Raw genomic sequence first — 26,683 nt, 5'->3', positions numbered from 1 at the left:
GACGACGCCGCCTCTCTGCCCTAGCGGGTGAACACCACCGTGCGACGCTTGTGCAGGAACGCCCGCCGCTCCACGTGGTAGGCCACCGCCCGGGCGGCAGGGGCCAGCGGCACGCGACGACGCCGCCTCTCTGCCCTAGCGGGTGAACACCACCGTGCGACGCTTGTGCAGGAACGCCCGCCGCTCCACGTGGTAGGCCACCGCCCGGGCCAGGGTCAGGCACTCCACGTCGCGGCCCTTGGCCACCAGGTCCTCGGGGTAGTCGGCATGGCTGACGGGCTCCACGCCCTGGGTGATGATCGGTCCCTCGTCGAGGTCGTCGTTGATGTAGTGAGCGGTGGCCCCGACCAGCTTGACGCCCTTCTCGTAGGCCTGGTGATAGGGCTTGGCGCCCTTGAAGCCAGGCAGCAGCGAATGGTGGATGTTGATGGCCCGGCCGGCGAGCTTCTCGCACATCTCGCTGGACAGCACCTGCATGTAGCGGGCCAGGATCACCAGCTCGGCGCCGGTCTCCTCGATCACCCCCCAGACCCGCGCCTCCTGCTCGGCCTTGGTGTCCGCGGTGATCGGGAAGTGGTAATAGGGCAGCCCATGCCAGCTGGCCAGGGACTCGAGGTCCGGATGGTTGGAAACCACCGCCCGGATGTCGATGGGCAGCTGACCGGTGCGGTAGCGATACAGCAGGTCGTTCAGGCAGTGATCCGCCTTGGAGACCATGATCACCACCGGCATCCGCGCGTCCGGGGCGGTCAGCTCGAAGACCATCTCGAACTCCCCGGCCCGGGCGGCGAAGGCGGCCTGGAAGGCCTCGGCGTCGAAGTCGGCGTCCTGGGGGTAAAACTCGGTGCGGATGAAGAAACGCTCGGCGTGGCGGTCGTCGAAGGACTGCTGCTCGGTGATGTAGCAGCGACGCTCCTTGAGGAAGCGGGTAACCACGTCCACGGTGCCCAGCCGGCTGGGGCATTGGGCCGTGAGGATCCAGGTATCGGCATTACGGCTCATGGGATGTCTCCTGACGAAGCAGGCCGGGGCAAGCCCCGGCCTGGAAACGCACGTGAGGGAAGCGACCGGGATCAGCGCTCCACGCCGATACCGTACTCCTCGCCGGCATCGAGCAGCCAGCGATAGGTGTAGTCGGCGAAGCTGCGGCGCACTACCAGCTCCCAGCGGTCCTCGGCGGGCCGGCGCAGGATCACCGTGGTCTTGGCGAAGACCGTGGTCACGCCCTTGCCCACCGGGAAATGGCTGGGATGGACGTCGTAGATCACCGACTTCATCAACAGCTCCCGGGCGGCCTCGCCCTCGAGCTCGACCAGGGTCTGGCCGCCGCTGGCGTTGCTGATGGCGAAGTGGGCATCGCCCAGGGCCGCGCGCAGCCGGTTCTCCAGCTCGAACTCCTCGCCACCGGGCACGATGACCAGCCACTCGTCCGGCGACAGCCACTGGATGCTGCGCTCGCCGTCGGCGTCCTGCACCAGGCCCTGGGGCTCACCGGGCAGCGAGACGCCGAGCACCTCGCGCACCGCCTCGTCGAGGACGATGGCGCCACCGCGCAGGATCAGGTGGCCGAGGAAGGGCCGCTCGCGCAGCACCACCCGGCTCTTGCCGGTGGGGGCCGGGGCCCCCGAGCGACGGTAGGAGTAGGCCAGCGGCGACTCGACCGGAATCTTGGCCTCGGTACGGGTATCGAAGGTTGCGACGTTAGACATTCTGACGCTCTCCCTTGGGGTCGAGGAAGATGGGGCTGACGATTTCGGCCTCATGGACCTGGCCGTCGGCCATGGGCAGATAGACGGTCTCGCCCATCTTCTGCTGACCGCCCTTGACCACCGCCAGGGCGAAGCCCGAGTCCAGGGTCGGGCTGTAGTAGCTCGAGGTCACGTGCCCCACCATGGGCATGGGGATGGCGTGTTTCGGATCGAAGACGATCTGCGCGCCCTCCTCCAGCACCACCTTGGCATCCCTGGGCTTGAGGCCCACCAGTTGCTTGCGGTCGGTGCGCGCGGTATCCGGCCGGGTCAGCGCCCGCTGGCCGATCCAGGAGAACGGCTTGTCGTAGCCGACCGCCCAGTGCATGCCCAGGTCCTCCGGGGTCACCGAACCGTCGGTGTCCTGACCGGCGATGATGAAGCCCTTCTCGGCCCGCAGCACGTGCATGGTCTCGGTGCCGTAGGGCGTCAGGCCGTACTTGTCACCATGGGCGAACAGCGTCTCCCAGACGTGCAGCGCATAGTTGGCCTGGACATTGATCTCGTAGGCCAGCTCGCCGGTGAAGGAGATGCGGAACACCCGCGCCGGCACGCCGGCCACGCTGCCCTCGCGCCAGTCCATGAACTTGAACGCTTCCTTGTCCAGGTCGATGTCGGTGATTTCCGACATCAGCTTGCGCGCCTCCGGCCCGGTGACGGTCATGGTCGCCCAGTGATCGGTCACCGAGGTGAAGTAGACGTCGAGCTCCGGCCACTCGGTCTGGTGCCACAGTTCCAGCCACTCCAGCACGCCGGCCGCGCCGCCGGTGGTGGTGGTCATCAGGAAGTGGTTCTCGCCCAGGCAGCTGGTGGTGCCGTCATCGAACACCATGCCGTCGTCCTTGCACATCAGCCCGTAGCGCACGCGACCCGGGGCCAGCTTGGCCCACTTGTTGGTGTAGACCCTGCCCAGGAATTCCCGGGCGTCCGGGCCCTGGATGTCGATCTTGCCGAGCGTCGAGGCATCGAGAATGCCCACCGCCTCGCGCACCGCCCGGCACTCCCGGGCCACCGACTCGTGCATGGTCTCGGTCTTGCCGTTGACCTTGCGCGGGAAGTACCAGGGGCGCTTCCACTGGCCCACGTCCTCGAACTCGGCGCCGTGCTCCACGTGCCACTGGTGCATGGCGGTGTAGCGCTCGGAGTCGAACAGCTCGCGGCAGTGACGGCCGACGATGGCGCCGAAGGTCACCGGGGTGTAGTTGGGACGGAACACCGTGGTGCCGACCTCGGGGATCGAGCGCCCCAACAAGCGGGCGGCGATAGCCATGCCGTTGATGTTGCCGAGCTTGCCCTGGTCGGTGCCGAAGCCCATGGCGGTATAGCGCTTGACGTGCTCGATGGACTCGAAGCCCTCACGGGTGGCCACCTCGATGCCCGCCGCGGTGACGTCGTTCTGCAGGTCGACGAACTGCTTGGGCCCGCGCAGGGTCGGCTTCTCGTGGGGCACCTGATAGAGCGCACAGGCCGCACCGTCGCGACGCGCTTCGACCTGGGGCAGGGTGACCCCTGCCGCCTCGAAGCCGGCTTCCTGGGCGGCACGGACGCCGGCATCGCCCCCATCGGCCAGCACCTCGCCGGTGGCATAGACGCCCTGGGCACCGCCGGCTGCGCTCACGCCCTTCACCAGGGTGGGCACGAAGCCGAGGATATCGTCGCGCCAGGTCGGCCGACCGCCGGTGTGGGAGGCCAGGTGGATCACCGGGCTGTAGCCGCCGGAGCTGGCGATGGTGTCGCAATCCAGGGTCTCGGCGGCGCCGGCGACCCGGAAGCCATCCAGGTCGACCTTCGCCACCCGCGCGCCGCTGACCCGGCTCTCGCCCTTGGCCTCGATCACCGCCGCGCCTGCGATGATGCGGATACCCAGGGCCCGGGCCTGCTCGACCAGCTCACCGTCCGGGTTGGCGCGGGCGTCGGCGATGGCCACCACCTCGCGGCCGCTCTCCAGCCAGTCCAGGGCGGCGCGATAGGCATGGTCGTTGCTGGTGGAGAGCACCAGCTTACGGCCCGGCACGACGCCGTAGCGACGGACATAGGTCGAGACCGCACCGGCCAGCAGGTTGCCCGGCACGTCGTTGTTGCCATAGACCAGCGGTCGCTCGTGGGCGCCGGTGGCCAGCACGACACGGCCGGCGCGCACGCGGTGCATGCGCGAGCGCACCTGGCGCCGACCGCCCTTGAGCGGGGCGGTGTCGGCGAGATGCTCGGTGCGACGCTCGTGGAGGGTCACGAAGTGGTGGTCATGGTAGCCGTTGGCGGTAGTCCGCGGCAGCAACGTCACGTTGTCCAGGTCATCCAGCTCCTGGAGGACCTCGGCGACCCACTGATCCGCCGGCTTGTCGTCGAGCAGCTCACGGGTATCCAGCAGCGAGCCGCCCATCTCCTCCTGCTCGTCGCAGAGGAGCACCCGGGCGCCGCTGCGCGCCGCGGTCAGGGCCGCGGCCAGCCCGGCCGGGCCGGCGCCGACCACCAGCACGTCGCAGTGCTGGTGCAGGTGGTCGTAGATGTCCGGGTCGTTCTCCATGGGGCTGCGCCCCAGGCCCGCGCTCTTGCGGATGTACTTCTCGTAGGTCATCCACAGGGAGGCCGGGGCCATGAAGGTCTTGTAGTAGAAGCCCGGCGGCATGAACTGGCCGCCCAGCTTGCCGATCACGCTCATCAGGTCGCGCTGGACGTTGGGCCAGCCGTTGGTGCTGCGCGCCTCCAGACCGTCGAACAGCGCCTGCTGGGTGGCCCGCACGTTGGGCACCTGGCCCGCCTCGGTCTTGCCGAGCTGGACCACGGCGTTGGGCTCCTCGGCGCCGGCGGCGACGATGCCACGGGGCCGCGAGTACTTGAAGCTGCGGTTGACGATGTCGATGCCATTGGCGAGCAGCGCCGAGGCCAGGGTATCGCCGGCATGGCCCTGATAGCGCTTGCCGTTGAAGGTGAAGCTCAGCTTGCGGGAGCGGTCGATGCGCCCGCCCCGGGCGAGACGATTGAGCTGACTCATGCGCGGACTCCTTCACGAAGCGATGCCTGTTCGACGCCGTCCTGGGACGGCCGTCCCTCGGGATGCTCGGCGGTGAACCTCGGCTGCTCGCCCATCTTGTAGGTCTCGAGGATCTCGTAGGTCACGGTGTGACGGGTGATATTGAAGAACTTGCGGCAGCCCACGGCGTGGACCCACAGCTCGTGGTGGATGCCGCGGGGGTTGTCGCGGAAGAACAGGTAGTCGCCCCATTCCTCGTCGCTGCAGGCCGCGGGGTCCGCGGGGCGGGCGATGTGCGCCTGGCCCTTGGGATGAAATTCCTCCTCCTCCCGGAGCTCGCCGCAATAGGGACAATGGATATAGAACATGGCGGAATCTCCTTAGTGGGCCACGCCGGCGGCGCCGTGCTCGTCGACCAGCGCTCCGGTGTTGAAGCGATCGATGGAGAACGGCTCGGCGATCGGGTGCATCTCGCCCTTGGCGAGGCTGGCGGCGAACACGTGGGCCGATCCGGGGGTGGCCTTGAAGCCGCCGGTGCCCCAGCCACAGTTGAAATACAGCCCCTTGACCTGGGTCTTGGAGAGGATCGGGCAGGCATCCGGACAGGTGTCGACGATGCCGCCCCACTGGCGGTTCATGCGCACCCGGGAGAAGATCGGGAACATCTCCACGATCGCCTGCAGGGTGTGTTCCACGGTGGGGTAGCTGCCGCGCTGGCCATAGCCGTTGTAGCCGTCGATACCCGCGCCGATGACCAGGTCGCCCTTGTCGGACTGGCTGATGTAGCCGTGCACGTGATTGGACATCACCACGGTGTCGAGCACCGGTTTCAGAGGCTCGGAGACCAGGGCCTGGAGCGGATGCGACTCCAGCGGCAGCTTGATGCCGGCCATGCCGGCCAGCACCCCGGAGTTGCCGGCGGTCACGCAGCCGACGGTCTTGGCCTCGATGTCGCCGCGGTTGGTGTGCACCCCGTAGACCTGGCCGTCACGGATCTTGAAGCCGGTGACCTCGGTCTGCTGCAGGATATCCACGCCATGGGCGTCGGCGGCACGGGCGAAGCCCCAGGCCACGGCGTCGTGGCGGGCCACGCCGGCCCGCGGCTGCCAGGAGGCGCCGAGCACCGGATAGCGGGCATTCTTCGAGCAGTCCATGATCGGCACCAGCTCCTGGACGCCCTTGGCGTCGAGCACCTCGCCGTCGATGCCGTTCAGGCGGTTGGCATTGACCCGGCGCTGGATGTCGCGCATGTCCTGCAGGGTATGTCCCAGGTTGAGCACGCCGCGCTGGGAGAACATGACGTTGTAGTTGAGGTCCTGGGACAGGCCCTCCCACAGTTTCATGGAGTGCTCGTAGAGGGCCGCCGCCTCGTCCCACAGGTAGTTGGAACGGACGATGGTGGTGTTGCGGGCGGTATTGCCGCCGCCCAGCCAGCCCTTCTCGATCACGGCGACATTCTTGATGCCGAATTCCTTGGCCAGGTAATAGGCGGTCCCCAGGCCATGGCCGCCGCCACCGATGATGATGACGTCGTACGCCTTCTTGGGCGTGGGGTTGCGCCACTGGCGCTGCCAGTTCTCGTGGTGGCTGAGTGCATGCTTGACCAGCCCGAAGCCTGAATAACGTTGCATAGAAATCTCCTCGAGGGTCCCGCCGGGGTCCGGCGGGAGCGAGCTCACGCGGTGGCAGTGCCGGACTGCTCGGCGGCGGCCTTGGCATAGACGGGGTGACGGTCGCACAGCTCGGCGACCTTGCCACGCACCTCGGACTCGACCTCGGTAGTGTCGGCCTCGGCGGCCAGGGTGTCGAGGATGTCACAGATCCAGCCGGCCAGGGCCTCGCAGTCGGCCTGGCCGAAGCCGCGGGTGGTCACCGCCGGGGTGCCGATGCGCAGGCCCGAGGTCACGAAGGGGCTCTGGGGATCGTTGGGCACGGCGTTCTTGTTGACGGTGATATGGGCCCGGCCCAGGGCGGCATCGGCAGCCTTGCCGGTCACGCCCTGCTTGATCAGCGAGACCAGGAAGAGGTGGTCGTCGGTGCCGCCGGAGACCACGTCGAAGCCGCGCTCGACGAAGACGTTGGCCATGGCCCGGGCGTTGTCGATGACCTGGGCCTGGTAGCGCACGAAATCCTGGCTCATGGCCTCGCGGAAGGCCACCGCCTTGGCGGCGATGGCGTGCATCAGCGGGCCGCCCTGCTGGCCCGGGAAGACCGCACCGTTGAGCTTCTTGTAGAGCGTCTCGTCGCCGCTGGCGGAGAGGATCAGGCCGCCGCGGGGACCGCGCAGCGTCTTGTGGGTGGTGGTGGTGACCACATGGGCGTGGGGCAGCGGGCTCGGGTAGTGGCCGGCGGCGACCAGGCCGGCGACATGGGCCATGTCGACCATCAGCCAGGCACCCACGGCATCGGCGATATCGCGGAAGCGACGCCAGTTGATGACCCGGGAATAGGCCGAGAAGCCGGCGATGATCAGCTTGGGCTGGTGCTCGTGGGCCAGGCGCTCGACCTCGTCGTAGTCGATCTCGCCGGTGTCCGGGTTCAGGCCATACTGGACGGCATGGTAGTACTTGCCGGAGAAGTTCGGCGCCGCCCCGTGGGTCAGGTGGCCGCCGTGGGCCAGGCTCATGCCCAGCACGGTGTCGCCGGGCGAGACCATGGCCATGAAGGCCGCGGCATTGGCCTGGGCGCCGGAATGGGGCTGGACATTGGCGTAATCGGCACCGAACAGCGCGCAGGCGCGCTCGATGGCCAGGCGCTCGACCACGTCGACATGCTCGCAGCCACCATAGTAGCGCTTGCCGGGGTAACCCTCGGCATACTTGTTGGTCAGCTGGCTCCCCTGGGCTTCCATGACCTGTGGGCTCGCATAGTTTTCCGAGGCGATCAGCTCGATGTGGGCTTCCTGGCGTGCCACTTCATCGGCGATGGCGGCGGCGATCTGGGGATCGATCGTTGTAAGGTTGTTGGCGTTCATCTCGTCACCCTGGGGATTGGCTTCACAACGTTAAGAAAAAGTGGAACGCTCGGTATCCTGGAAACGACACCGACATCCTCGCGGAAGACAACCGGCCGATCCTGGCCGCCGCGTTCTCACCCTGGCTGTCATTGATAGCCAATCCTGCCCCGTAAAGATTGAACGTTTGCGACATCTTTCACGTAACGTTCGCGACATCCCATAATAACCTATTGTTAAATAAGAACTTTTACCATCAGTGGCTTTTGTATTTTCCCCGCCACCCGCCTAAAAAAAAGCCGACGCCCCGGCGCCGGCCCCGATGCCGCTGATCACCCCGCCGTCTAGCCGCTCGCGGGCCGAGCCTCGATATGCAGGAAGAAGGGATCCACCGCGTCGCCATTGCCCTCCCCCGCCGACTTGCGCACCGCCGACGGGGTGGCGCCGAAGGCGTCGCGGAAGTGCCGCGAGAAGTGGGCGGTATCGGCGAACCCGCAGCGCTCGCCGATCTCGGTGATGCTCTTCGCCGTATAGTGCAGCAGCCACAGGCCGTAGCGCAGGCGCAGGTCCCGGGCGAACTTGCGGGGACCGATTCCCAGCGCCTCGCGAAAGCGCCGCTCCAGGTTGCGCCGCGAGGTGCCGAGCCGCTCGGCGAGGGCATCCACGCCGAGCGGCTCGCCGAGGTGCTGCTCCAGGATGGCGATGGCGCGACGCACCAGCCGGTCCTCGACCTTGTCGAAGACCACCGGCTGAGGCTGGGGATGCTCGCCGCGCCGCGCCTCGTCGATGAGCATGATATGCAGGCTCTTCATGGCCCAGGCCTTGCCCAGGTGGCGCTCCACCAGGTGCGCGGCCAGGTCGGCGGAGGCGATGCCCCCCGCACAGGTCAGCAGGTGGCCGTCATCGATGAACAGGCGGTCGGCCACCGGCTCGATATCGGGAAAGCGCCGGGTGAGGTCGCCATGGTGATACCAGCTGACACAGCAGCGCCGGCCGTTCATCAGCCCGGCCTGGATCAGCGCGAAGACGCCGGTGCAGAGCCCCACGAGGGGCACGCCCGCATCGGCCGTCCGGCGCAGATAGGCGATCGCCGTCTCGTCGACGGCGTCATGCTCGTCCTGGACCCCGCCGATGACCACGATGTAGTCGAACTCCGCCGGCTCGCGGAAGGGCGTGCAGGGGGTGACGGCCGCCCCGCAGCTGGAGATGGCGTCCTGGCCGGCGCTGGTCATGAACACCCAGTGGCAGCGCAACTGGCGGCTGCGGTCGCCCTCGTCCGCCGCCAGGCGCAGGCAGTCGACGAAGGCCGCGAAGGGCAGCATGGTGAACCGACGCAACAGGACGAAACCGATGGACAGCGGCGCGCCCTCGTGGGGATGACTCATGGGATCGGTGCTCTTCACTCTCGCTCGGTGACGTAGGGGACCAGTGTCCGGCAGCCCGGGCCGGAAAGCAAAGCCCCGGGCGGCGACGGGATCGCCCCCCAGGGCTATCGCAGATAGCGGTATCTCTCGGGGCTGATCCGTCGACAAGCCTGCGAGGAGGCGCTGTGAATACCTCCCTGTACGCTACCGACGCCTTCCCTGGCGTAGGACCTCCTCTTCGGCTTGTCCCCGGCGCTCCCTCGTCAGACTCAACTGCGATAGCCCTGGATCGACGCCCGGTTCGCCGTCCACGTCGCGCCCGGACTGCTATTGTGAACGAGACCGGTGACCAGGCCGCGACAGGGAGACGCCTCATGATGCCCGCCGCCCCGCTTCGCCCACGACCCGACGCCACCCCGACGCCCCCTCGTCATCGCGGCGCCTGGTGGCTCGCCGGCCTGCTGCTGGTCGCCGGCGGCCATGCCCCGGCCGCCACGGTGATCGCCGAGCGGATCGACGGCACGGTCCATGACGTCCGCCTGGTGCGCCTGGCCGAGGGCCTCGAGCACCCCTGGTCGGTCGCCTGCCTGCCCGACGGCCGCTTCCTGGTCAGCGAGCGGCCCGGCCGGCTGGTGTTGATCGATGGCCAGGGCCATACCCGCCGCGTCGACGGCGTGCCCCGGGTGGCGGCCCGGAGCCAGGGCGGGCTGCTCGACCTCGCGCTGCACCCCGAATACGGCGATGGCGAACATGACTGGCTCTACTTCAGCTATGCGCGGTCCGGCCCCGGCGGCACGGGCACGGCGGTGAGCCGGGCGCAGCTGTCCGGCACCCGGCTCAGCGAGGCCGAGGAGATCTTCGCCCAGGCGCGCTTCTCGTCCCCCTCCCACCATTACGGCGGGCGGCTGGCCTGGCGGCAGGACGGCACCCTGTTGCTGACCATCGGTGATCGTGGCGAGGGGCCGCGCGCCCAGGACGGCGGCGACCATGCCGGCAGCGTGATTCGCCTGACCGAGACCGGCGGCATCCCCGCCGACAACCCCTTCGTCGACGACCCGCAGGTGGCCGATGCGGTCTACACCCTGGGCAACCGCAATATCCAGGGCCTGACCGTGGCGACCGACGGCACCATCTGGGCCAGCGAGCATGGGCCGCGCACCGGCGACGAGATCAACCGCATCGAGGCGGGGGTCAACTACGGCTGGCCGGAGGTGACCCTCGGCAGGGACTACGCCACCAACCAACCGATCGGCCGCGACAGCGCCCCAGGCATGCGCGACCCGCTGTTTGTGTTCGCGGGGCGCTATGCGCCATCGGGGCTGACCCATGTCGACAGTCGGCACTTTCCCGGCTGGCGGGGCGACCTGCTGGCCGGCGGCCTGCGCAGCCAGCGGCTCGTCCGCCTGAGCGTGGAGGGCGATGAGGTGCGCAAGGCCGAGGTGCTGCTCGACGGCCAGATCGGGCGCATCCGCGACGTGCGCCAGGGCCCGGAGGGATACGTCTACCTGCTCAACGACCGGCCCGACGGCGGGCTCTTCCGGCTCGAGCCCGCCGACTAGCGGCGGGCTCGTCGAGAAGCGCGATCAGTAATCCACCACCACGTCACCCTTGGGCTTGCTGCAGCAGGAGAGGATGTAGCCCTCGGCGACGTCCTCGTCGGTGATGCCGCCGTTGTGGTCCATCTCCACCTCGCCGGAGGTCAGTTGCACCCGGCAGGTGCCGCAGATGCCCATGCCGCAGGCCTTGGGGATATGCAGCCCCAGCTTGGCGGCGGCGGCATGCACGGTCTCATCGGGCTTGATGTACGCGCTCTTGCCGGTCGAGCTGAACTCGACGCTGATCAGGTCGGCGGCGTCGAGTTCCTCGGCCTCCACCTCGGCCTGCTCGGCATGCTCCAGAGCCTCCTCCTTCACATCGGCCGGGGTCTCCCCGAAGGACTCCTCGTGGTAGCGGCTCATGTCGAAGCCGTTCTGCTCGAGTAGCTGCTTCACCGCCTTCATGTAGGGCGTCGGGCCACAGCAGAAGATCTCGCGATCCATGAAGTCCGGGGCCATCAGCTCCAGCATCGGCTGGCTGATATAACCACGGAACCCCGACCAGGCCTCCCCCAGCTCGTCGCTGCGCTCGCAGACGATATGCAGCTTGAACTCGGGAATCCGCGAGAAGATGTGCTCCAGTTCGCGATGGTAGATCACGTCCTTCGGCGTACGGGAGCTGTGGATGAACTCCACGTCCACGGCGGCGTTGGTATCGAACAGCCAGCGCACCATGGACATCAGCGGCGTGATGCCGACGCCGCCGGAGAGCATCAGCACCTTCTCCGACGGATAGTCCATGAGGTTGAAGTTGCCCACCGGGCCGTGCACCGCCAGCTCGTCGTTGATCTTGAGGTTGTCGTGCAGCCAGTTGGAGACCCTGCCGCCCGGCATGCGCTTGACGGTGATCGAGAAGCTGTAGGGCACCGACGGCGAGCTGGAGATGGTGTAGGAGCGCATGATCTGCTCGCCATCGATCTCCAGCTCCAGGGTCACGAACTGACCCGGCTTGAAGAAGAACATGACCGGCTGCTCGGCCATGAAGCAGAAGGTACGGGTATCCCAGGTCTCCTGGATCACCTTGACGCAACGCACCAGGTGACGACCGTTGGTCCAGGTCTGGGTAGTGACGGGGTTCAAGAAGCTCATTGTCATGATTAGTGTCGCCTGGGGTGCTGCATGAAGGTCTCCGACCGCGGTGACTCCGCCTGCCGTTGAGCGAATTCTGCGCACCCCCGCCGCATGCCACTTGCCTGTCTGCGACATGGGCATGCCCATCGCGTCCAACCCCCCCACTTTTCGTTGTGGTTAGCGTCGCTGACGCATCACGATGCGTCGCCAGCAGACAACTTCCCCACTAGACGCTGTTTCAAACTCACCTCACCGCCGCGGAGCCCACCGGGGCGTGGCCCGCTAGACCTTGGCTCGCCTGTCAACAATCCCGAGGCTGCCGCAACAGCCCAGTAATGAGGAAGCGTCCCACCATGGATTCACTGTCACCTGCCCGCCTGGATGACCCCCTGGCCCCGGCACGCGAGGCCACCGCCGAGATGCTGGCCAACCGCCCGCAGAACTACTCGCTGCCCCAGCCCTTCTACAACGACGAGCGGCTGTTCGCCCTCGACATGCAGGAGATCTTCGAGAAGGAATGGCTGTTCGCCGGCATGACCTGCGAGATTCCCGCCAAGGGCAACTTTATCACCCTCGAGGTCGGCGACAACCCGGTGGTGATCGTGCGCGGCAACAATGGTGAAGTGCACGCCTTCCACAACGTCTGCCGTCACCGCGGCTCGCGGCTGTGCGTCACCGACAAGGGCAAGGTGGCCAAGCTGGTCTGCCCCTACCACCAGTGGACCTACGAACTGGACGGCCGCCTGCTGTTCGCCGGCAGCGACATGGGCAAGGACTTCGACCTCGCCGCCCACGGCCTCAAGCCGGTCCACGTGCGCACCAGCGGCGGCTTCATCTTCGTCAGCCTGGCCGACGAGGCCCCGGAAATCGACGGCTTCCTCGAGACGCTGGATCACTACCTGGCGCCCTACGACATGGAGAACCTCAAGGTCGCCGTGGAGTCCAGCATCGTCGAGCAGTGCAACTGGAAGCTGGTGCTGGAGAACAACCGCGAGTGCTACCACTGCAACGGCGCTCATCCGGAACTGCTCAACTCCCTGCAGGAGTTCGACGACACCGACGACCCCCGCGCCACCCCGGCCTACAAGGAACTGGTCGCGCGCAAGCAGGCCGACTGGGAAGCCCAGTGCGTGCCCTACAAGCTCACGCGCCTCGACCGTCGTAACCGCCTGACCCGCACCCCGCTGCTGGACGGCGCGGAGTCGATGACCATGGACGGCAAGCGAGCCTGCCAGAAGCTGATGGGCAACCTGCAGAGCGCCGACCTGGGTTCGCTGCGCATCCTGCACCTGCCGAACTCCTGGAACCACTTCATGGGCGATCATGCCATCGTCTTCCGGGTCATGCCGATCGGTCCGCAGCAGACCGTGGTAACCACCAAGTGGCTGGTGCACAAGGATGCCGGGGAGGGCGTCGACTACGTCCCCGAGCAGATGCGCAAGGTGTGGGACGCCACCAACGACCAGGACCGGCGCCTGGCCGAGGAGAATCAGCGGGGCATCAACTCCAAGGCCTACCAGCCGGGCCCCTACTCCGAGACCTACGAGTTCGGGGTGATCGACTTCGTCGGCTGGTACAGCGAGCGCATGCTCGAGAACCTGGGCCACAGCGCACCGAACCTCCAGCTGACCTAGAACCGAGTCTCCACCCTGACAGACAAGGCCCCGCCGATGGCGGGGCCTTTTTCGTGTCGGTATCGCCGCGACGCCCCATGGCAAGACGCCGCACCCGAGACGCCCCGCCCGCGGCGGCGGGCGGGGCGCGAGATCAGCGCAGGCCGGGCAGCAGGAAACGCTCGATCGCCGCGCGCACCGACGGCAGCATGACATCGGTGTGGGTCATCAGCTCGCGCACCAGGTCCTGCAGGCCCGGCACCCCGACCTCCATGTGCTTGAGCAGCGCCATGCGCGCACAGGTCTCGGGGCAGGCGCCCTCCGGAATGCGGATGCCCAGGGCGACCAGCCGGTCGCGGAAGTCATCCCCATCGATGAGGTCGACGATCATCATGGTGGTTTCCTCCATTGTCCGCGCCGCGTTCAGGACAGCGCCTCGACGGCCGCCGGCGCCAGCCGGCAGGCGGCATACTTGAACTCGGGAATCTTGCCGTCGGGGTCCAGCGCCGGGTTGGTCAGCACATTGGCCGCCGCCTCGGCATAGCAGAAGGGCACGAACACCATGCCCTCGGCCATCTCCGGATCGACTCGGGTCCTGAGCGTGATCTCGCCACGTCGGGTGATGATGGTCACCGGCTCGCCGGGAGCGAGGCGGAGACGACGCAACTCGCCCGGGGCCAGGCTGGCCACGGCCTCCGGCTCCAGGTCATCGAGGACCCGTGCGCGCCGCGTCATGGACCCGGTATGCCAGTGCTCGAGCTGGCGACCGGTGGTCAACACGGTGGGGTAGTCACCGTCGACGGGCTCGTCCGGCGGCAGCGGCAGGGTCGGCGTGAACTTCGCCTTGCCGGAGGCGGTGGGGAAGGCCTCGCCGAACACCACGTCCTCGCCCGGCGAATCGTCCGACGGACAGGGATACATCACCGACTCTTCGCGCTCCAGGCGCTCCCAGGTGATGTGGTCGAGGGACGGCATGCCGCGGGTCATCTCGGCGAAGACCTCCCGGGGATGCCCGTAGTCCCAGGCCAGGCCGAAGCGCCGGGCGATCTCCTGGATGATCCACCAGTCGGGCCTGGCCTGCCCGGGCAAGGGCATGGCCTGGCGGCCCAGCTGCACCTGGCGGTTGGTGTTGGTCACGGTGCCGTCCTTCTCCGGCCAGGCCGAGGCGGGCAGGATGACGTCGGCGAACTGGGCCGTCTCGGTGACGAAGAGGTCCTGCACCACCAGGTGCTCGAGCTCGCCGAGCGCCTGGCGGGCGTGCGCCAGGTCCGGGTCGGACATGGCCGGGTTCTCGCCCTGGATGTACATGCCCTTGATGGTGCCGGCATGGATGGCGTCCATGATCTCCACCACGGTGAGGCCCGGCCGCTCCTCCAGCGGGGTGGCCCATAGCTCCTCGAAGGCGGCGCGCACCTGGGCGTCGCCCACCGGCTGGTAGTCCGGCAGCACCATGGGAATCAGACCCGCATCCGAGGCGCCCTGGACGTTGTTCTGGCCGCGCAGCGGGTGCAGGCCGGTACCGGGCCGGCCGGTATGGCCGCAGGCCAGGGCCAGCGAGATCAGGCAACGGGCGTTGTCGGTGCCGTGAACGTGCTGGGAGATGCCCATGCCCCAGAAGATCATGGCACGATCGGCCTGGGCATAGAGCCTCGCCACCTCGCGGATCTCCTCGGCAGACACGCCACAGCTCGGCGCCATGGCCTCCGGGGTCAGGTCGCGGACGTGCTCGGCCAGGGCGGCGAAGCCCTCGGTATGCTCGGCGATGTAGTCGTGGTCGACCAGGTCCTCGGAGACGATGACGTTGAGCATGGCGTTGAACAGCGACACGTCCGCCCCCGGGGTGAAGCGCAGGGTCTTGTGGGCATAGGCGCTCATGGCCTGGCCCTTGGGATCGAGGATGAGGAACCGGGTGCCCCGCTTGGCGGCCTGCTTGAAGAAGGTCGCCGCCACCGGATGGTTCACCGCCGGGTTGCAGCCGGTGAGGATCACCACGTCGGCCTGGCTGGCCTGCATGAAGGAGGCCGTGACCGCCCCGGAGCCGATGCACTCCATCAGCGCCGCCACCGAGCTGGCGTGGCACAGCCGGGTGCAGTGGTCGACATGGTTGGAACCGAAGCCGGTGCGCACCAGCTTCTGGAACAGCCAGGCCTCCTCGTTGGAGCACTTGGCGCTGCCGAAGCCGGCCAGGGCGTCGGGGCCGTGGGCCGCCTTGAGGTCGATCAACCCCTTGGCCGCCAGGTCCAGGGCCTCCTCCCAGCTGGCCTCGCGGAAATGGGTGGTCGGGTCGGCCGGATCGAAGGCCGGATCGAGCCCCTTGGGCACCCCGGGCTTGCGGATCAGCGGGGTGGTGAGCCGCGAGGGATGCTTCGGATAGTCGAAGCCGAAACGCCCCTTGACGCACAGGCGGTTGTGATTGGAGGGCCCGTCACGACCGGAGACGTGCAGGATCTCGTCGTCCTTGACGTGATAGGTGAGCTGACAGCCCACGCCACAGTAGGGGCACACCGAGTCGACCTGGCGATCGGCGACCTGCGAATCGCCGCGCCCCGCCTCGTCGACCAGGGTGGCCGGCATCAGGGCGCCAGTGGGACAAGCCTGGACGCACTCGCCACAAGCCACGCAGGTGCTGTCGCCCATGGGATCGTCGAAGTCGAAGACGACCTTGGCGGCACTGCCGCGGTTGGCGAGGCCAATGACGTCATTGACCTGGACCTCGCGACAGGCCCGCACGCAGAGGTTGCACTCGATGCAGGCGTCGAGGTTGACGGCCATCGCCGAGTGGGAGCGATCATGAACCGGCGAGGCGTCCCGTTCGGGGACGTGATGGACGGTGGGCGTCGCCCGCTCGTCGCGCGACGGCAGCCACTGGCGCACCGCGTCGGCGTCGATGGCCAGCTGGTCGGCCATGTCCCAGAAGTGGCTCGAGCGGTCGGGGCCGGCCTCGCGGTCCGGCTGGTCGGCGACCAGCAGCTCCAGCACGCCCTCCCGGGCAGTGCGGGCCCGCTCCGAGGAGGCGCTCTTGACCACCATGCCGGGGCGCGCCTCGCGCAGGCAGCTGGCGGCCAGGGCGCGCTCGCCCTCGATCTCCACCATGCAGGCTCGGCAGTTGCCGTCGGCCCGGTAGCCGTAGGCGTCCTTGAAGCACAGGTGCGGGATGGTCTCGCCGGCCCGCTTGGCCACCTGCCAGAGGGTCTCCCCGGGCCAGGCGCTGACGTCCACGCCGTCCAGGGTCAGGGTAAAGGTCTCGGTCGTCATGGTATGTCTCCCTACCCTTTCACGATCACGTTCTGCGCGGCGAGCTCGTCGCGGAAGTCCCGGAGCAGTCCCAGCACCGGGTTGGGCGCGGCCTGGCCGAGACCGCAGATGGAGGCGTCCATCATCACCCGGGAGAGCCGCTGCAGGTCCGCGGCCTGCCAGGTATCACGCTCGAGCAGGGTCAGCATCTTCTCGGTGCCCACCCGACAGGGCGTGCACTGGCCGCAGGACTCGTCGGCGAAGAAGGCCAGCAGGTTGGTGGCGGCGGCGCGCAGGTCGTCCTGGTCGGAGAGCACGATGATGGCCGCCGAGCCGATGAAGCAGCCCTCGGCCTGCAACGTATCAAAGTCGAGGGGAATATCCGCCTTGGAGGCCGGCAGGATGCCGCCGGAGGCCCCGCCGGGCAGGTAGGCGGCCAGCCGGTGGCCCGCCGGCAGGCCGCCGCAGTATTCCTCGATCAGCTCGCCCAGGGTGATGCCCGCCGGCGCCAGGTGGACGCCGGGGCGATTGACCCGACCGGAGACCGAGAAGCTGCGCAGCCCCTTGCGCCCGTGGCGTCCCTGATCGGCGAACCAGGCCGCGCCGCGGGCCCAGATCGTCGGGATCCAGTAGACGGTCTCGACGTTGTTGACCAGGGTCGGGCGATCGAAGAGCCCGCGCTGGGCGACGAAGGGGGGACGATGCCGGGGCTTGCCCGGCTTGCCCTCCAGCGACTCGATCATCGCCGACTCCTCGCCGCAGATGTAGGCCCCGGCGCCGCGGCGCATCACGATGTAGCCCGGTGCGGCCAGGCCGGCGGCCTCCAGCTCGGCGATCGCCTCGTGGAGCACCCGGTGCAGGCCGGGGTATTCGTCGCGCAGGTAGATGTAGAGCGCCTCGGCCTCCACCGCCCAGGCGCTGACCAGCGCGCCCTCCAGGAAGCGATGGGGCTCGCGCTCCAGGTAGTGGCGGTCCTTGAAGGTGCCGGGCTCGCCCTCGTCGGCATTGATCGCGCAGTAGCGCGGTCCCGCCTCGGCCCGCACGAAGTACCACTTCTTGAAGGTCGGGAAACCGGCGCCGCCCAGGCCGCGCAGGTTGGCGGCCTCCAGGGTCTCCATCAGGCGTTCCACGCTCACCCTGCCGGCCCGGCAGTCGGCCAGCAGGCGATAGCCGCCGGCGTCCCGGTAAGCCTCGAGCCGCTGCCAGAGGATGGCCTCGGGATGGAAGTGGCCGGTATCCACCACCGCCTCCACTGCCTCCTGGGTGGCATGGTTGACGTGGCGGTGGCCCACCTCGACCACCGGGGCCATCTCGCAGCGGCCCATGCAGGGCGCCCGCAGCACCCGGACCCGCGCCGGATCGGCGCCGGCCTCGAGCTCGGCCTTGAGGGTGGCGGCGCCGGCCAGCTGGCAAGACAGCGAGTCGCAGACGCGCACCGTGATCGCCGGCGGCGGGGCCTGGTCGTCGTGGACCACGTCGAAGTGGGCATAGAAGGTGGCGGTCTCGTAGACCGCCGCCATCGGCAGGTTCATGTAGGCGGCCAGCGCACGCAGGTCGGCCAGGGCCAGATGCCCGCGGTCGTCCTGGAGGACGTGGAGATGCTCGATCAGCAGGTCACGGTGGCGGCGTTCCGGCTCCTCGCGCTCGTCACCCAACAGCCGCCGCAGCGCGTCGAGCGCGGCGGGGTCGAGCTCACGGCCTCGGGGCTTGCCGCGGAAGCGGCGCTTGGGGGTCACGGTCTGGACGGTCATGGGACTCTCGTTGTGATTTTCATCGGCGTGCTTATCGCATGGTGGCACCACCCCCGGGGGCTGACAACGCCGGGAATGGCCGCCGGTGTCGCCAATGGCATGCCGATGTCGCAATCGGCTAAGCGCAAAAGGCGACGGCGCCCCATGAGGGCGCCGTCGGTGGGGCGGGCGGCGCGAGCCGTCGGCAGCTGAGGCCTGTTAAGCCGCCACGCTGCCGTGGGGGCGATCCCCGAACTGGCTCGCCGCGCCGCCCTTTAAGCGGCGACGCTGCCGTGGGGGTCGATGACGAATTTCTTGGCCGCACCGCCATCGAAGTCGGCATAGCCCTTCGGCGCCTCGTCCAGGGTGATCATCTGGACGTTGACCGCATCGGCGATGTTGACCTTGCCGAACAGGATCGCCTGCATCAGCGGACGATGGTACTGCATCACCGGGCACTGGCCGGTGTGGAAGCTGTGCGACTTGGCCCAGCCGAGCCCGAAGCGCATGCTCAGCGCGCCTTGCTTGGCCGCCTCGTCGGCCGCGCCCGGGTCCTCGGTCACGTACAGCCCCGGGATGCCGATCTGGCCGCCGGCGCGGGTCAGCGACATGGCGGAGTTCAGCACGGTGGCCGGCGCCTCCTTGCCGTGGTTGCAGCCGCAGGCGTGGGCCTCGAAGCCGACGCAGTCGACGAAGGCATCGACCTCGCGCTCGCCGAGGATCGCCTCGATCTTGTCGGCCATGTCGCCGTCCTGGGTCAGGTCGAGGGTCTCGCAGCCGAAGCTGCGGGCCTGGGCCAGGCGCTCCTCGATCATGTCGCCGACGATCACGCAGGCGGCGCCCAGCAGCTGGGCGGAGACCGCGGCGGCCAGGCCGACCGGGCCGGCCCCGGCGATGTAGACGGTGGAGCCCGGGCCGACGCCGGCGGTGACGCAGCCGTGGAAGCCGGTGGGGAAGATGTCGGACAGCAGGGTCAGGTCCTTGATCTTCTCCATGGCCTGGTCGGCGTCCGGGAACTTCAGCAGGTTGAAGTCGGCGTAGGGCACCATGACGTACTCGGTCTGGCCGCCGACCCAGCCGCCCATGTCGACATAGCCGTAGGCGGCGCCGGGACGCGCCGGATTGACGTTGAGGCAGATGCCGGTCTGGCCGGCCTTGCAGTTGCGGCAGCGGCCGCAGGCGATGTTGAACGGCACCGAGACCAGGTCGCCCGGGTTGAGGAACTCGACGTCGCGCCCGCACTCGACCACCACGCCGGTGATCTCGTGGCCCAGCACCAGGCCGGAGGGGGCGGTGGTGCGCCCGCGCACCATGTGCTGGTCGCTGCCGCAGATGTTGGTGGTGACCACCTTGAGGATCACGCCGTGTTCGCACTTGCGGTTGCCGAGGGCGAGTTCCGGGTAGGCGATGGACTCGACGGCGACCTCTCCCGGGCCCTTGTAGACGACTCCGCGGTTGGCTGCACTCATGGCTGGCTTCCTTCGACGTTGTTGTAGGGGGCGGCGGAATTCGCCGCTCCACGACGATAGCCCCTTCTCCCAGCCGGAATGTTCCGAGCGAGTCACCGCCATGCCTATTCGAGACATCGCCCCCGCCATGGTGGCGAGGCGTATCCCGAGGTCGCTCTCGCGACAGCCCCTCCTGTCGGTCGCGCCAAGAATATCCGGCGTCGCCTCCGGGCGATGCGACAACAACAACAGAGGACCTCGCATGACGCATGACGACGACCCGATCCTGACCCCCGGGCAGGACAACAAGCAGATCCTGGGGCTGGACTTCCACAACCCCGTCTTTCCCCTCTCCGCGCTGGCCATCCTGGCCTTCATTCTCTATGCCCTGATCTACCCCGACCTCGCCAACACCCAGCTGACGGCGGCCCGCGGCTTCGCCATCGAGCACTTCGACTGGCTGTTCATGATCGCCGGCAACGTCTTCGTGATCCTGTGCCTGGCGCTGATCGTGATGCCCCTGGGGCGCATTCGCCTGGGCGGCCCGAAGGCCCGGCCCGAGCACTCCACGATCTCCTGGTTCAGCATGCTGTTCGCCGCCGGCATGGGCATCGGCCTGATGTTCTGGAGCGTGGCCGAGCCGGTCGCCTACTACACCGACTGGTACGGCACGCCGCTGGGTGCCGCGGCCGGGACGCCGGAAGGGGCCCGCGCCGCCATGGGCGCGACCATGTTCCACTGGGGCCTGCACCCCTGGGCCATCTACGCCGTGGTCGGGCTGTCGCTGGCCTTCTTCGCCTACAACCGCGGGCTGCCGCTGACCTTGCGCTCGGCCTTCACGCCGCTGCTCGGTGAGCGGGTACGCGGCTGGTTCGGCCACGTGATCGATATCGTCGCGGTGCTGTCCACCATCTTCGGCCTGGCCACCTCGCTGGGCTTCGGTGCCTCCCAGGCCGCCGGCGGCCTCAACTACCTGTTCGACGTGCCCAACACCCTCGGGACCCAGATCGCCATCATCGTCGGCGTCACGATGGTGGCCCTGTTCTCGGTCTGGCGCGGCATCGACGGCGGCGTGAAGCTGTTCTCGAACATCAACATGGTGATCGCCCTGGCGCTGCTGCTGTTCGTGGTGCTGACCGGCTCCACGCTGCTGTTTGTCAACGGCCTGTGGGACACCACCCTGGCCTACGCCAGCCATATCCTGCCGCTGTCCAACTGGATCGGCCGCGAGGATACGACCTGGTTCCATGGCTGGACGGTGTTCTACTGGGCCTGGTGGATCTCCTGGTCGCCCTTCGTCGGCATGTTCATCGCCCGGGTGTCTCGCGGGCGCACCGTGCGCGAGTTCCTGATGGCGGTGCTGCTGGTACCCACCCTGGTCACCATCGTGTGGATGACCGCCTTCGGCGGCAACGCCCTGGCCCAGTCCGCGAGCGGCGTCGGCGCCCTGTCCGATGGCATCGGCGAGGTGTCGCTGGCGATGTTCCAGATGCTCGAGCAGCTGCCGCTGACCACCCTCACCTCCACCATGGCCATCGTCCTGGTGCTGGTATTCTTCATCACCTCGTCCGACTCCGGCTCCCTGGTGATCGACAACATCACCGCCGGGGGCAAGGTCGACTCCCCGCGCAGCCAGCGGGTCTTCTGGGCCACCCTGGAGGGCGTGATCGCCGGCATCCTGCTCTACGGCGGCGGTGACAAGGCCCTCGGCGCCCTCCAGGCGGGGGCCGTGGCCACCGGCCTGCCCTTCACCGTCATCCTGCTGGTGATGTGCGTAGGCTTGGTGAAGAGCCTGAGGGAGGAACATCGCAGCCTGGGGCTCGCCCCGGCCGCCTGAGCCGCACGCCCGCGCGACGCGACGACCCCGGCCCATGCCGGGGTCGTCGTCGTTTGCCGGCCACCCCGATCCCCCGGAGCCCGGCAAAATGCCTAGGCCTATCGCAGTGAGCCGTGTCGCTCGGGGCTGTTCCGGCGACAGGCCTTCTAGGAGGCGCTGTAAACCCATCCCTGGGCGCTACCGACGCCATCCATGGCGTAGGACCTCCTCTCCGACCTGTCCCCGACGCCCCTCGTCATATCCCAATGCGATAGCCCTGACAAAATGCCCTCGGGACTCGACCTCGGGGGGGTCATCGGGGCATGGTAGGGCTTCCCGTCCGGGCATCGCCCGGGAGGCGGCCTCGCCCCCCGTGCCGGGCGCCGGCCGCGGATGCATGACCCGATCGAACGTTCATGGCCACCCACGCCAAGGAGATACCACCGATGCCGAATCCTGTCGCCCGCCGCCTGTGCCTGACCGGCCTGCTGTCGCTGCTGGCCCTGGCGCCCAACGCCTTCGCCCAGCAGGCCTCGTCGGAGCAGGCCCGTACCGATATCACCACCGAGCAGTTCGATGACTGGGAGGTGGTCTGCCCGAGCGACGCCAGCCAGGGCAACTGCACCATGAACCAGGTGGTCACCAACGCCGACAGCGACCAGCCCATGATGCGGGTGGTGGTCGCCTACCCGCCGCAGCTCGAGGGTCGCCCGGCGATGACCTTCCTGCTGCCGCTGGGCGTGCGTCTTGCGCCCGGCCTGCAGTTGAGCGCGGGCAGCGCCCAGCCGGCCCAGTTCCCCTACCAGGTCTGCCTGCAGCAGGGCTGTCGCGCCGACCTGCCGGTGGAGCCGGCACTGCTCCAGGCGCTGCGCTCCGGCAGCAGCGCGACGCTGAGCCTGGTCGACCCCCGCGGCAACCGCATGGACCTGGACATCTCGCTGATGGGCTTCACCGATGCCAGCCAGCGGATCGCGCCCTGACGGCGACGCCATGGCCCCACACGCGAAAGCCCCGGCACCAGGCCGGGGCTTTGCGTTGCGACAGCGGACGCTCTGCGACTAGCGCAACACGCCCTCCTCCTTGAGCAGCTTGAAGATGGCCTCGGCGCCCTCCTCCGGGGTGACATCGGTGAGCACCTGCCCACCGCCGCCCTCGGCCTTGGCCGCGGCGGCCTTGAAGCGATCCCGGGCCGAGGCGGCCTTGACGATCTTCAGGCGCTTGGGCCTCTTGCGCGCCGGCTGTGCCTGCCACTGGGCCATGTCGGCGTCGTCCATCACCGCTGCCGCCTGCACGTCCAGGCAACCACGCCGGGCCGGGCCATAAGCGCTCTGGCGCGGGGCCGGCGCCGCCGCGTCGACGGTGACGATGGCCGGCAGGCGCACCTGGAGCCGGCGACGCTGGCCCCGGGGCAAGGCCTGCAGCAGCGTGGCGACGCCCTCCGCGACGTCTTCCACGGCCGCCAGGCCACTGACCAGCGGCCAGCCCAGGCGCTCGGCGAGCAGGTAGGGCAGCAGGCCCGATCCCTCGCCCTGCTCGGCTCGCTCGCCGGCGATCACCAGCTGCGGCCCCGCCGCCTCGAGGGCCTCGGCCAGGGCGGGCAGCACGTCGCCCCCGGCGGGCTGCTCGAGCAGCGAGAGGGAATCGAAGCCCATGCCCAGGTAGCCGCGCAGGGCCGCTTCGCTGCCCTCGTCGAGGCGGCCGGCGTGCCACAGCTCGACCTCGGCGTCCGTCAGGGTACGCGCCAGTTCCACCCCGCGGGCATCCTGGTCGGCACGCCGACCGCGCCCCGTCAGCGGATGACGCCCCACGGAGACCAGCACGGTCACCGCGAGCGATCCGTTGTGATGAGTATCAGGCCGCATTGCGCTTCTCCTCCCTTGACTGCTCCACCAGGGCGACCAGGGCCTCGAGCACCTTGGCCGAGTCACCGATCACCGCCAGGTCGGCGCGCTTGATCATGTCGCAGCCGGGATCCATGTTGATGGCCACCACCTTGTCGCAGGTCTGGATGCCCTGGAGGTGCTGGATGGCCCCGCTGATGCCCACCGCCACGTAGACCCGGGCGGTGACCCAGGTGCCGGTGGCCCCGACCTGCCGGTCGCGAGCCATGAAGCCGTCGTCCACGGCCACCCGGGACGCCCCTTCCGTCGCCCCCAGCACCTCGGCGGCACGATGAAAGGCGTCCCAGTCACGCACGCCGTTACCGGCGGAGAGGATGAACTCGGCCTCGGACAGCGCCACCCCGGCAGGGTCGACCGCCACCTGGCCGAGGTCCTGGATACGCGACAGCTGCGAGGGCAGGGCCTCGGGCAGCGCCAGGGGCTCGGCGGCATGGCGCGTTTCGCTGACCGGTTCGGCACACTCGGCCAGGGCCAGCACCAGGCGGGGCACGGCCCGCTGGAAATCCAGGGTGCCCGCCGCCCCGCGGGCGATGCAGCGCCAGCCCAGGGGAGCCTCGCCGTCGGCCTCGAGCTGCCAGACGCCGGTGGCCGGGCGCTCGCCGAGCCGGGCCGCCAGGCGCCGACCGAGGTCGGCCCCGCCCAGCTTGGAATCCGGCAGCAGCCAGTGCCGCGGGGTCCAGGCCAGGTCCATGGCGACCAGCGCGCCGAGGCGGGCCTCGGGGGAAAAGCCGTCGAACTCGGGCCCGGTGAGGTGCAGCAGACGGTCGACACCGGCCCCCTCGAAGTCGTCTTCCTTGTGCTCACCGAAGACCACGGCCAGCACCGCGCCGCGGGCCGCCGGGTCGGCATCGGCCAGCTGGCGGGCCAGCCCCAGCAGGTCGCGGTCGTGGCCGGTCAGGCGACCGCCGGCCATGTCCGGCACCACGGCCACCAGGAAGGCCGGCGCTTCGATCTCGACCAGCGGCTTGCGCTCAGCGGCCGACTTGGCGGCCCCGCCGCCGCCAGCCGCGCCCTGCTGGACGCCGCTGCGGTCGATGCGCTTCATGCCGTTGGGGCCGATGAAGCCCACCGCGTGCGGGTTCTTGCGGAGGAGGCCGCTGGGCCCCATCCACTCGCTGGCGGCGCCCTGGCCGAGCTCGGCCAGGACTTCCAGGTGCTGCGGGTGCAGCCGGTTACGGGCGATCCACTCCTTGCGCGGATCGCGACGGACGATATCGCTCATCACACCACCTCCACGGCCTGGGGCCGATCCGATGATTGCCGGGCCGCTCCGGCGGACGCCTCGGGCGCCTCGGTCAGGGCGTTGGCGACCAGTTCGGCGATATCGCGCACTTCGGCGGTGGCATCGACCACGCCCTCGAGCATCGCGGTGCACTGCGGGCAGCCCACCGCCACCAGCTCGGCGCCGGTCTCGCCCACGTCGTTCATGCGCATGTCGGGAATCCGCCGCTCACCGGGGATGTCGGTGATCGGCGCGCCGCCGCCGCCGCCGCAGCAGCGGGAACGGAAACCGGAACGCTCCATCTCGGCGACCTCGATGCCGAGCGCCTTGAGCACGTTGCGCGGCGCCTCGTACTCGCCGTTGTAGCGGCCGAGATAGCAGGGATCGTGGTAGGTCACGCCGCCACCCTTCCAGGGCTTGAAGTGCAGGCGACCGGCCTCATGGAGCTCGGCGATGTAGGTGCTGTGGTGACGCACCTCGTAGCGGCCGCCCAACTCGCCGTATTCGTTGCCGAGCACGTGGAAGCTGTGCGGATCGCAGGTGACGATGCGCTGGAAGCGGTACTTCGACAGGGTGGCGATGTTGCGCTTGGCCAGGCTCTGGAAGGTCGCCTCGTCGCCCAGGCGCCGGGCCACGTCGCCGCTGTCGCGCTCCTCGTTGCCGAGCACGGCAAAGTCGACACCGGCGGCGCGCAGCACCTTGACCAGCGACCTGAGGGTCCTCTGGTTGCGCATGTCATAGGCGCCGTCGCCCAACCACAGCAGCACCTCGGCCGAGCCGCGGTCCGCCATCAGCGGCAACTCGAGGTCGGCGGCCCAGTGCATGCGGGCGTCGGGGGCGAATCCGCCCGGGTTGTCGGTGGCGATCAGGTTGTCGAGCACCTCGGCGCCCTTGTTGGGGGTATTGCCGTGCTCGAGGGTCAGGAAGCGCCGCATGTCGACGATGGCATCGACGTGCTCGATCATCATCGGGCACTCCTCGACGCAGGCGCGGCAGGTGGTGCAGGACCACAGGGTCTCGGCGTCGACCAGGGCCTTGCCTTCGCGCGCCACGATCGGCCCCTGGGGCGTGCCCTGGTGCTCGCCCACCGACTTGCCCGGATAGGGACTGCCGGCGTAGTGGGCGTCGCTGCCCCCGGCCATGCCAACGACCATGTCCTGGATCAGCTTCTTGGGGTTGAGCGGCTGGCCGGCGGCGAAGGCCGGGCAGGCCGCCTCGCAGCGACCGCACTGCACGCAGGCGTCGAAGCCGAGCAGCTGGTTCCAGGTGAAGTCACTGGGCTTCTCGACGCCCAGGGTGGCGTCCTCGTCGTCCAGGTTCAGGGCCTTGAGACCGGTGGAGCGATTCCCCTCGCCGAAGCGTTCGGCACGGCGATGGAAGGCCAGGTGCAGCGCGCCGGCGAAGGCGTGCTTCATGGGCCCGCCCCAGGTCATGCCGAAGAACATCTCGCCCAGGCCCCAGACCAGCACGGCGCTCAGGGCCAGCGCCAGGCTCCAGCTGCCGAAGTCCTCGGGCAGCAGGCCCACGGCGGGCAGGGTAATGGCGAAGACGCTCAGCGAGAAGGCCATCAGGCTCTTCGGCAGCCGCATCCACGGGCCCTTGGAGAGCCGTGACGGCGGGTTGCGACGCCGCCGGGCCACGAAGCAGCTGCCGACGAACATGGTCGCGCTGGCCGCCAGCAGTAGCCAGCCGAGCACGCCCTCGGCCAGGCCCAGACCATGCACCAGGATCATCAGTGCCGCCGCGGCGACGAAGCCGCCGGCGGTGGCCACGTGGGTGTTGGACATCACCTTGTCGCGGGCCACCACGTGGTGGAGGTCCACCAGGTAGCGCCGCGGCATGGCGGCCAGTCCCTTGAGCAGGGGGACCCGTGCGGGACGCCCCTGGCGCCACAGGCGGACACGCCGCCCGGCACCGATCACCGCCAGCGCGAGCGCGGCGGCGATCAGGATCGGCAGGAGGGTATCGAGCATCTCGGCTCACCTCGCAATCTTGGAATTGTTGGGCGACCCGGTCA

19 protein-coding genes are annotated in these 26,683 nt (G+C 68.9%); 4 read left to right on the top strand and 15 right to left on the bottom strand.

Annotated features, from left to right (window positions below; translation table 11 throughout):
- Positions 1 to 135: 135 nt before the first annotated feature.
- The 7 genes from purU to FHR97_RS06040 form a co-directional block, all read right to left on the bottom strand.
- Positions 136 to 1,002, bottom strand: coding sequence for a formyltetrahydrofolate deformylase (purU, locus tag FHR97_RS06070; protein ID WP_183382860.1), 867 nt, complete (start codon positions 1,000 to 1,002; stop codon positions 136 to 138).
- A 71-nt stretch (positions 1,003 to 1,073) separates the two neighbouring features.
- Positions 1,074 to 1,709 (bottom strand): sarcosine oxidase subunit gamma, encoded by a 636-nt coding sequence (locus tag FHR97_RS06065; RefSeq protein WP_183382859.1) that lies wholly within the window; start codon positions 1,707 to 1,709, stop codon positions 1,074 to 1,076.
- A complete protein-coding gene (locus FHR97_RS06060) occupies positions 1,702 to 4,740 on the bottom strand; it encodes a sarcosine oxidase subunit alpha (RefSeq protein WP_183382858.1) in 3,039 nt (1,012 codons plus the stop codon). The genes FHR97_RS06065 and FHR97_RS06060 overlap by 8 nt, the downstream gene beginning before the upstream one ends.
- Entirely contained in the window at positions 4,737 to 5,087 is a 351-nt protein-coding gene (locus tag FHR97_RS06055) for a sarcosine oxidase subunit delta (RefSeq protein WP_183382857.1), read from the bottom strand. The genes FHR97_RS06060 and FHR97_RS06055 overlap by 4 nt, the downstream gene beginning before the upstream one ends.
- A 12-nt stretch (positions 5,088 to 5,099) precedes the next feature.
- Complete coding sequence (locus tag FHR97_RS06050; protein WP_183382856.1) at positions 5,100 to 6,350, bottom strand: sarcosine oxidase subunit beta family protein; 1,251 nt, start codon at positions 6,348 to 6,350, stop codon at positions 5,100 to 5,102.
- 44 nt (positions 6,351 to 6,394) lie between these two features.
- Complete coding sequence (gene glyA, locus FHR97_RS06045) at positions 6,395 to 7,693, bottom strand: serine hydroxymethyltransferase (RefSeq protein ID WP_183382855.1); 1,299 nt, start codon at positions 7,691 to 7,693, stop codon at positions 6,395 to 6,397.
- Positions 7,694 to 8,016: 323 nt separating this feature from the next.
- Positions 8,017 to 9,057 (bottom strand): GlxA family transcriptional regulator, encoded by a 1,041-nt coding sequence (locus FHR97_RS06040; protein ID WP_183382854.1) that lies wholly within the window; start codon positions 9,055 to 9,057, stop codon positions 8,017 to 8,019.
- Positions 9,058 to 9,410: 353 nt separating this feature from the next.
- Here FHR97_RS06040 and FHR97_RS06035 point away from each other — a divergent pair, with 353 nt between their 5' ends.
- Positions 9,411 to 10,595 carry a PQQ-dependent sugar dehydrogenase gene (locus tag FHR97_RS06035; protein WP_246403794.1) on the top strand — a complete coding sequence of 395 codons (1,185 nt, stop codon included), beginning with the start codon at positions 9,411 to 9,413 and terminating at the stop codon, positions 10,593 to 10,595.
- A gap of 24 nt (positions 10,596 to 10,619) precedes the next feature.
- On the opposite strand, the gene FHR97_RS06030 is transcribed toward FHR97_RS06035, so the two are convergent.
- On the bottom strand, positions 10,620 to 11,726 hold the full coding sequence (locus tag FHR97_RS06030; RefSeq protein ID WP_183382853.1) for an FAD-binding oxidoreductase: 1,107 nt from the start codon (positions 11,724 to 11,726) through the stop codon (positions 10,620 to 10,622).
- Between the two features lie 329 nt (positions 11,727 to 12,055).
- Between FHR97_RS06030 and FHR97_RS06025 the strand changes: the two genes are divergently transcribed.
- Positions 12,056 to 13,336, top strand: coding sequence for an aromatic ring-hydroxylating oxygenase subunit alpha (locus tag FHR97_RS06025; protein WP_183382852.1), 1,281 nt, complete (start codon positions 12,056 to 12,058; stop codon positions 13,334 to 13,336).
- A gap of 133 nt (positions 13,337 to 13,469) precedes the next feature.
- Here FHR97_RS06025 and FHR97_RS06020 read toward each other — a convergent pair whose 3' ends face one another.
- The 4 genes from FHR97_RS06020 to fdhA form a co-directional block, all read right to left on the bottom strand.
- Positions 13,470 to 13,709 (bottom strand): hypothetical protein, encoded by a 240-nt coding sequence (locus FHR97_RS06020; RefSeq protein WP_183382851.1) that lies wholly within the window; start codon positions 13,707 to 13,709, stop codon positions 13,470 to 13,472.
- Positions 13,710 to 13,738: 29 nt separating this feature from the next.
- Positions 13,739 to 16,570, bottom strand: a complete 2,832-nt coding sequence (gene fdhF, locus FHR97_RS06015; RefSeq protein WP_183382850.1) for a formate dehydrogenase subunit alpha — start codon at positions 16,568 to 16,570, stop codon at positions 13,739 to 13,741.
- Between the two features lie 11 nt (positions 16,571 to 16,581).
- Positions 16,582 to 18,300 (bottom strand): NADH-ubiquinone oxidoreductase-F iron-sulfur binding region domain-containing protein, encoded by a 1,719-nt coding sequence (locus tag FHR97_RS06010; RefSeq protein ID WP_183382849.1) that lies wholly within the window; start codon positions 18,298 to 18,300, stop codon positions 16,582 to 16,584.
- A 254-nt stretch (positions 18,301 to 18,554) separates the two neighbouring features.
- Complete coding sequence (gene fdhA, locus FHR97_RS06005) at positions 18,555 to 19,748, bottom strand: formaldehyde dehydrogenase, glutathione-independent (RefSeq protein WP_183382848.1); 1,194 nt, start codon at positions 19,746 to 19,748, stop codon at positions 18,555 to 18,557.
- 241 nt (positions 19,749 to 19,989) lie between these two features.
- On the opposite strand from fdhA, the gene FHR97_RS06000 reads away from it, so the two are divergent.
- Both FHR97_RS06000 and FHR97_RS05995 read left to right on the top strand, forming a co-directional pair.
- Complete coding sequence (locus tag FHR97_RS06000; protein WP_183382847.1) at positions 19,990 to 21,564, top strand: BCCT family transporter; 1,575 nt, start codon at positions 19,990 to 19,992, stop codon at positions 21,562 to 21,564.
- A 425-nt stretch (positions 21,565 to 21,989) separates the two neighbouring features.
- Positions 21,990 to 22,523: an invasion associated locus B family protein gene (locus FHR97_RS05995; protein ID WP_183382846.1), complete on the top strand. Its 534-nt coding sequence runs from the start codon at positions 21,990 to 21,992 to the stop codon at positions 22,521 to 22,523.
- A gap of 78 nt (positions 22,524 to 22,601) precedes the next feature.
- Here the strand turns inward: FHR97_RS05995 and etfB are convergent, their stop codons facing one another.
- The 3 genes from etfB to FHR97_RS05980 are packed head-to-tail and all read right to left on the bottom strand — an operon-like array spanning position 22,602 to position 26,639.
- A complete protein-coding gene (etfB, locus tag FHR97_RS05990; protein ID WP_183382845.1) occupies positions 22,602 to 23,405 on the bottom strand; it encodes an electron transfer flavoprotein subunit beta in 804 nt (267 codons plus the stop codon).
- Complete coding sequence (gene etfA, locus FHR97_RS05985) at positions 23,395 to 24,666, bottom strand: electron transfer flavoprotein subunit alpha (RefSeq protein ID WP_183382844.1); 1,272 nt, start codon at positions 24,664 to 24,666, stop codon at positions 23,395 to 23,397. Before etfA ends, etfB begins: the two co-directional genes overlap by 11 nt.
- Entirely contained in the window at positions 24,666 to 26,639 is a 1,974-nt protein-coding gene (locus tag FHR97_RS05980) for a (Fe-S)-binding protein (RefSeq protein WP_183382843.1), read from the bottom strand. The genes etfA and FHR97_RS05980 overlap by 1 nt, the downstream gene beginning before the upstream one ends.
- Between the last annotated feature and the right edge of the window lie 44 nt (positions 26,640 to 26,683).

It is taken from the genome of Halomonas stenophila (assembly GCF_014192275.1).
Lineage (GTDB): Bacteria > Pseudomonadota > Gammaproteobacteria > Pseudomonadales > Halomonadaceae > Halomonas > Halomonas stenophila.
This window is presented reverse-complemented; position numbering and strand designations above follow the sequence as displayed.

Coding starts and splice junctions, on each gene's coding strand:
- purU (WP_183382860.1), bottom strand. CDS start 1,002: ATGAGCCGTAATGCCGATACCTGGATCCTCACGGCCCAATGCCCCAGC.
- FHR97_RS06065 (WP_183382859.1), bottom strand. CDS start 1,709: ATGTCTAACGTCGCAACCTTCGATACCCGTACCGAGGCCAAGATTCCG.
- FHR97_RS06060 (WP_183382858.1), bottom strand. CDS start 4,740: ATGAGTCAGCTCAATCGTCTCGCCCGGGGCGGGCGCATCGACCGCTCC.
- FHR97_RS06055 (WP_183382857.1), bottom strand. CDS start 5,087: ATGTTCTATATCCATTGTCCCTATTGCGGCGAGCTCCGGGAGGAGGAG.
- FHR97_RS06050 (WP_183382856.1), bottom strand. CDS start 6,350: ATGCAACGTTATTCAGGCTTCGGGCTGGTCAAGCATGCACTCAGCCAC.
- glyA (WP_183382855.1), bottom strand. CDS start 7,693: ATGAACGCCAACAACCTTACAACGATCGATCCCCAGATCGCCGCCGCC.
- FHR97_RS06040 (WP_183382854.1), bottom strand. CDS start 9,057: ATGAGTCATCCCCACGAGGGCGCGCCGCTGTCCATCGGTTTCGTCCTG.
- FHR97_RS06035 (WP_246403794.1), top strand. CDS start 9,411: ATGATGCCCGCCGCCCCGCTTCGCCCACGACCCGACGCCACCCCGACG.
- FHR97_RS06030 (WP_183382853.1), bottom strand. CDS start 11,726: ATGACAATGAGCTTCTTGAACCCCGTCACTACCCAGACCTGGACCAAC.
- FHR97_RS06025 (WP_183382852.1), top strand. CDS start 12,056: ATGGATTCACTGTCACCTGCCCGCCTGGATGACCCCCTGGCCCCGGCA.
- FHR97_RS06020 (WP_183382851.1), bottom strand. CDS start 13,709: ATGATGATCGTCGACCTCATCGATGGGGATGACTTCCGCGACCGGCTG.
- fdhF (WP_183382850.1), bottom strand. CDS start 16,570: ATGACGACCGAGACCTTTACCCTGACCCTGGACGGCGTGGACGTCAGC.
- FHR97_RS06010 (WP_183382849.1), bottom strand. CDS start 18,300: ATGACCGTCCAGACCGTGACCCCCAAGCGCCGCTTCCGCGGCAAGCCC.
- fdhA (WP_183382848.1), bottom strand. CDS start 19,748: ATGAGTGCAGCCAACCGCGGAGTCGTCTACAAGGGCCCGGGAGAGGTC.
- FHR97_RS06000 (WP_183382847.1), top strand. CDS start 19,990: ATGACGCATGACGACGACCCGATCCTGACCCCCGGGCAGGACAACAAG.
- FHR97_RS05995 (WP_183382846.1), top strand. CDS start 21,990: ATGCCGAATCCTGTCGCCCGCCGCCTGTGCCTGACCGGCCTGCTGTCG.
- etfB (WP_183382845.1), bottom strand. CDS start 23,405: ATGCGGCCTGATACTCATCACAACGGATCGCTCGCGGTGACCGTGCTG.
- etfA (WP_183382844.1), bottom strand. CDS start 24,666: ATGAGCGATATCGTCCGTCGCGATCCGCGCAAGGAGTGGATCGCCCGT.
- FHR97_RS05980 (WP_183382843.1), bottom strand. CDS start 26,639: ATGCTCGATACCCTCCTGCCGATCCTGATCGCCGCCGCGCTCGCGCTG.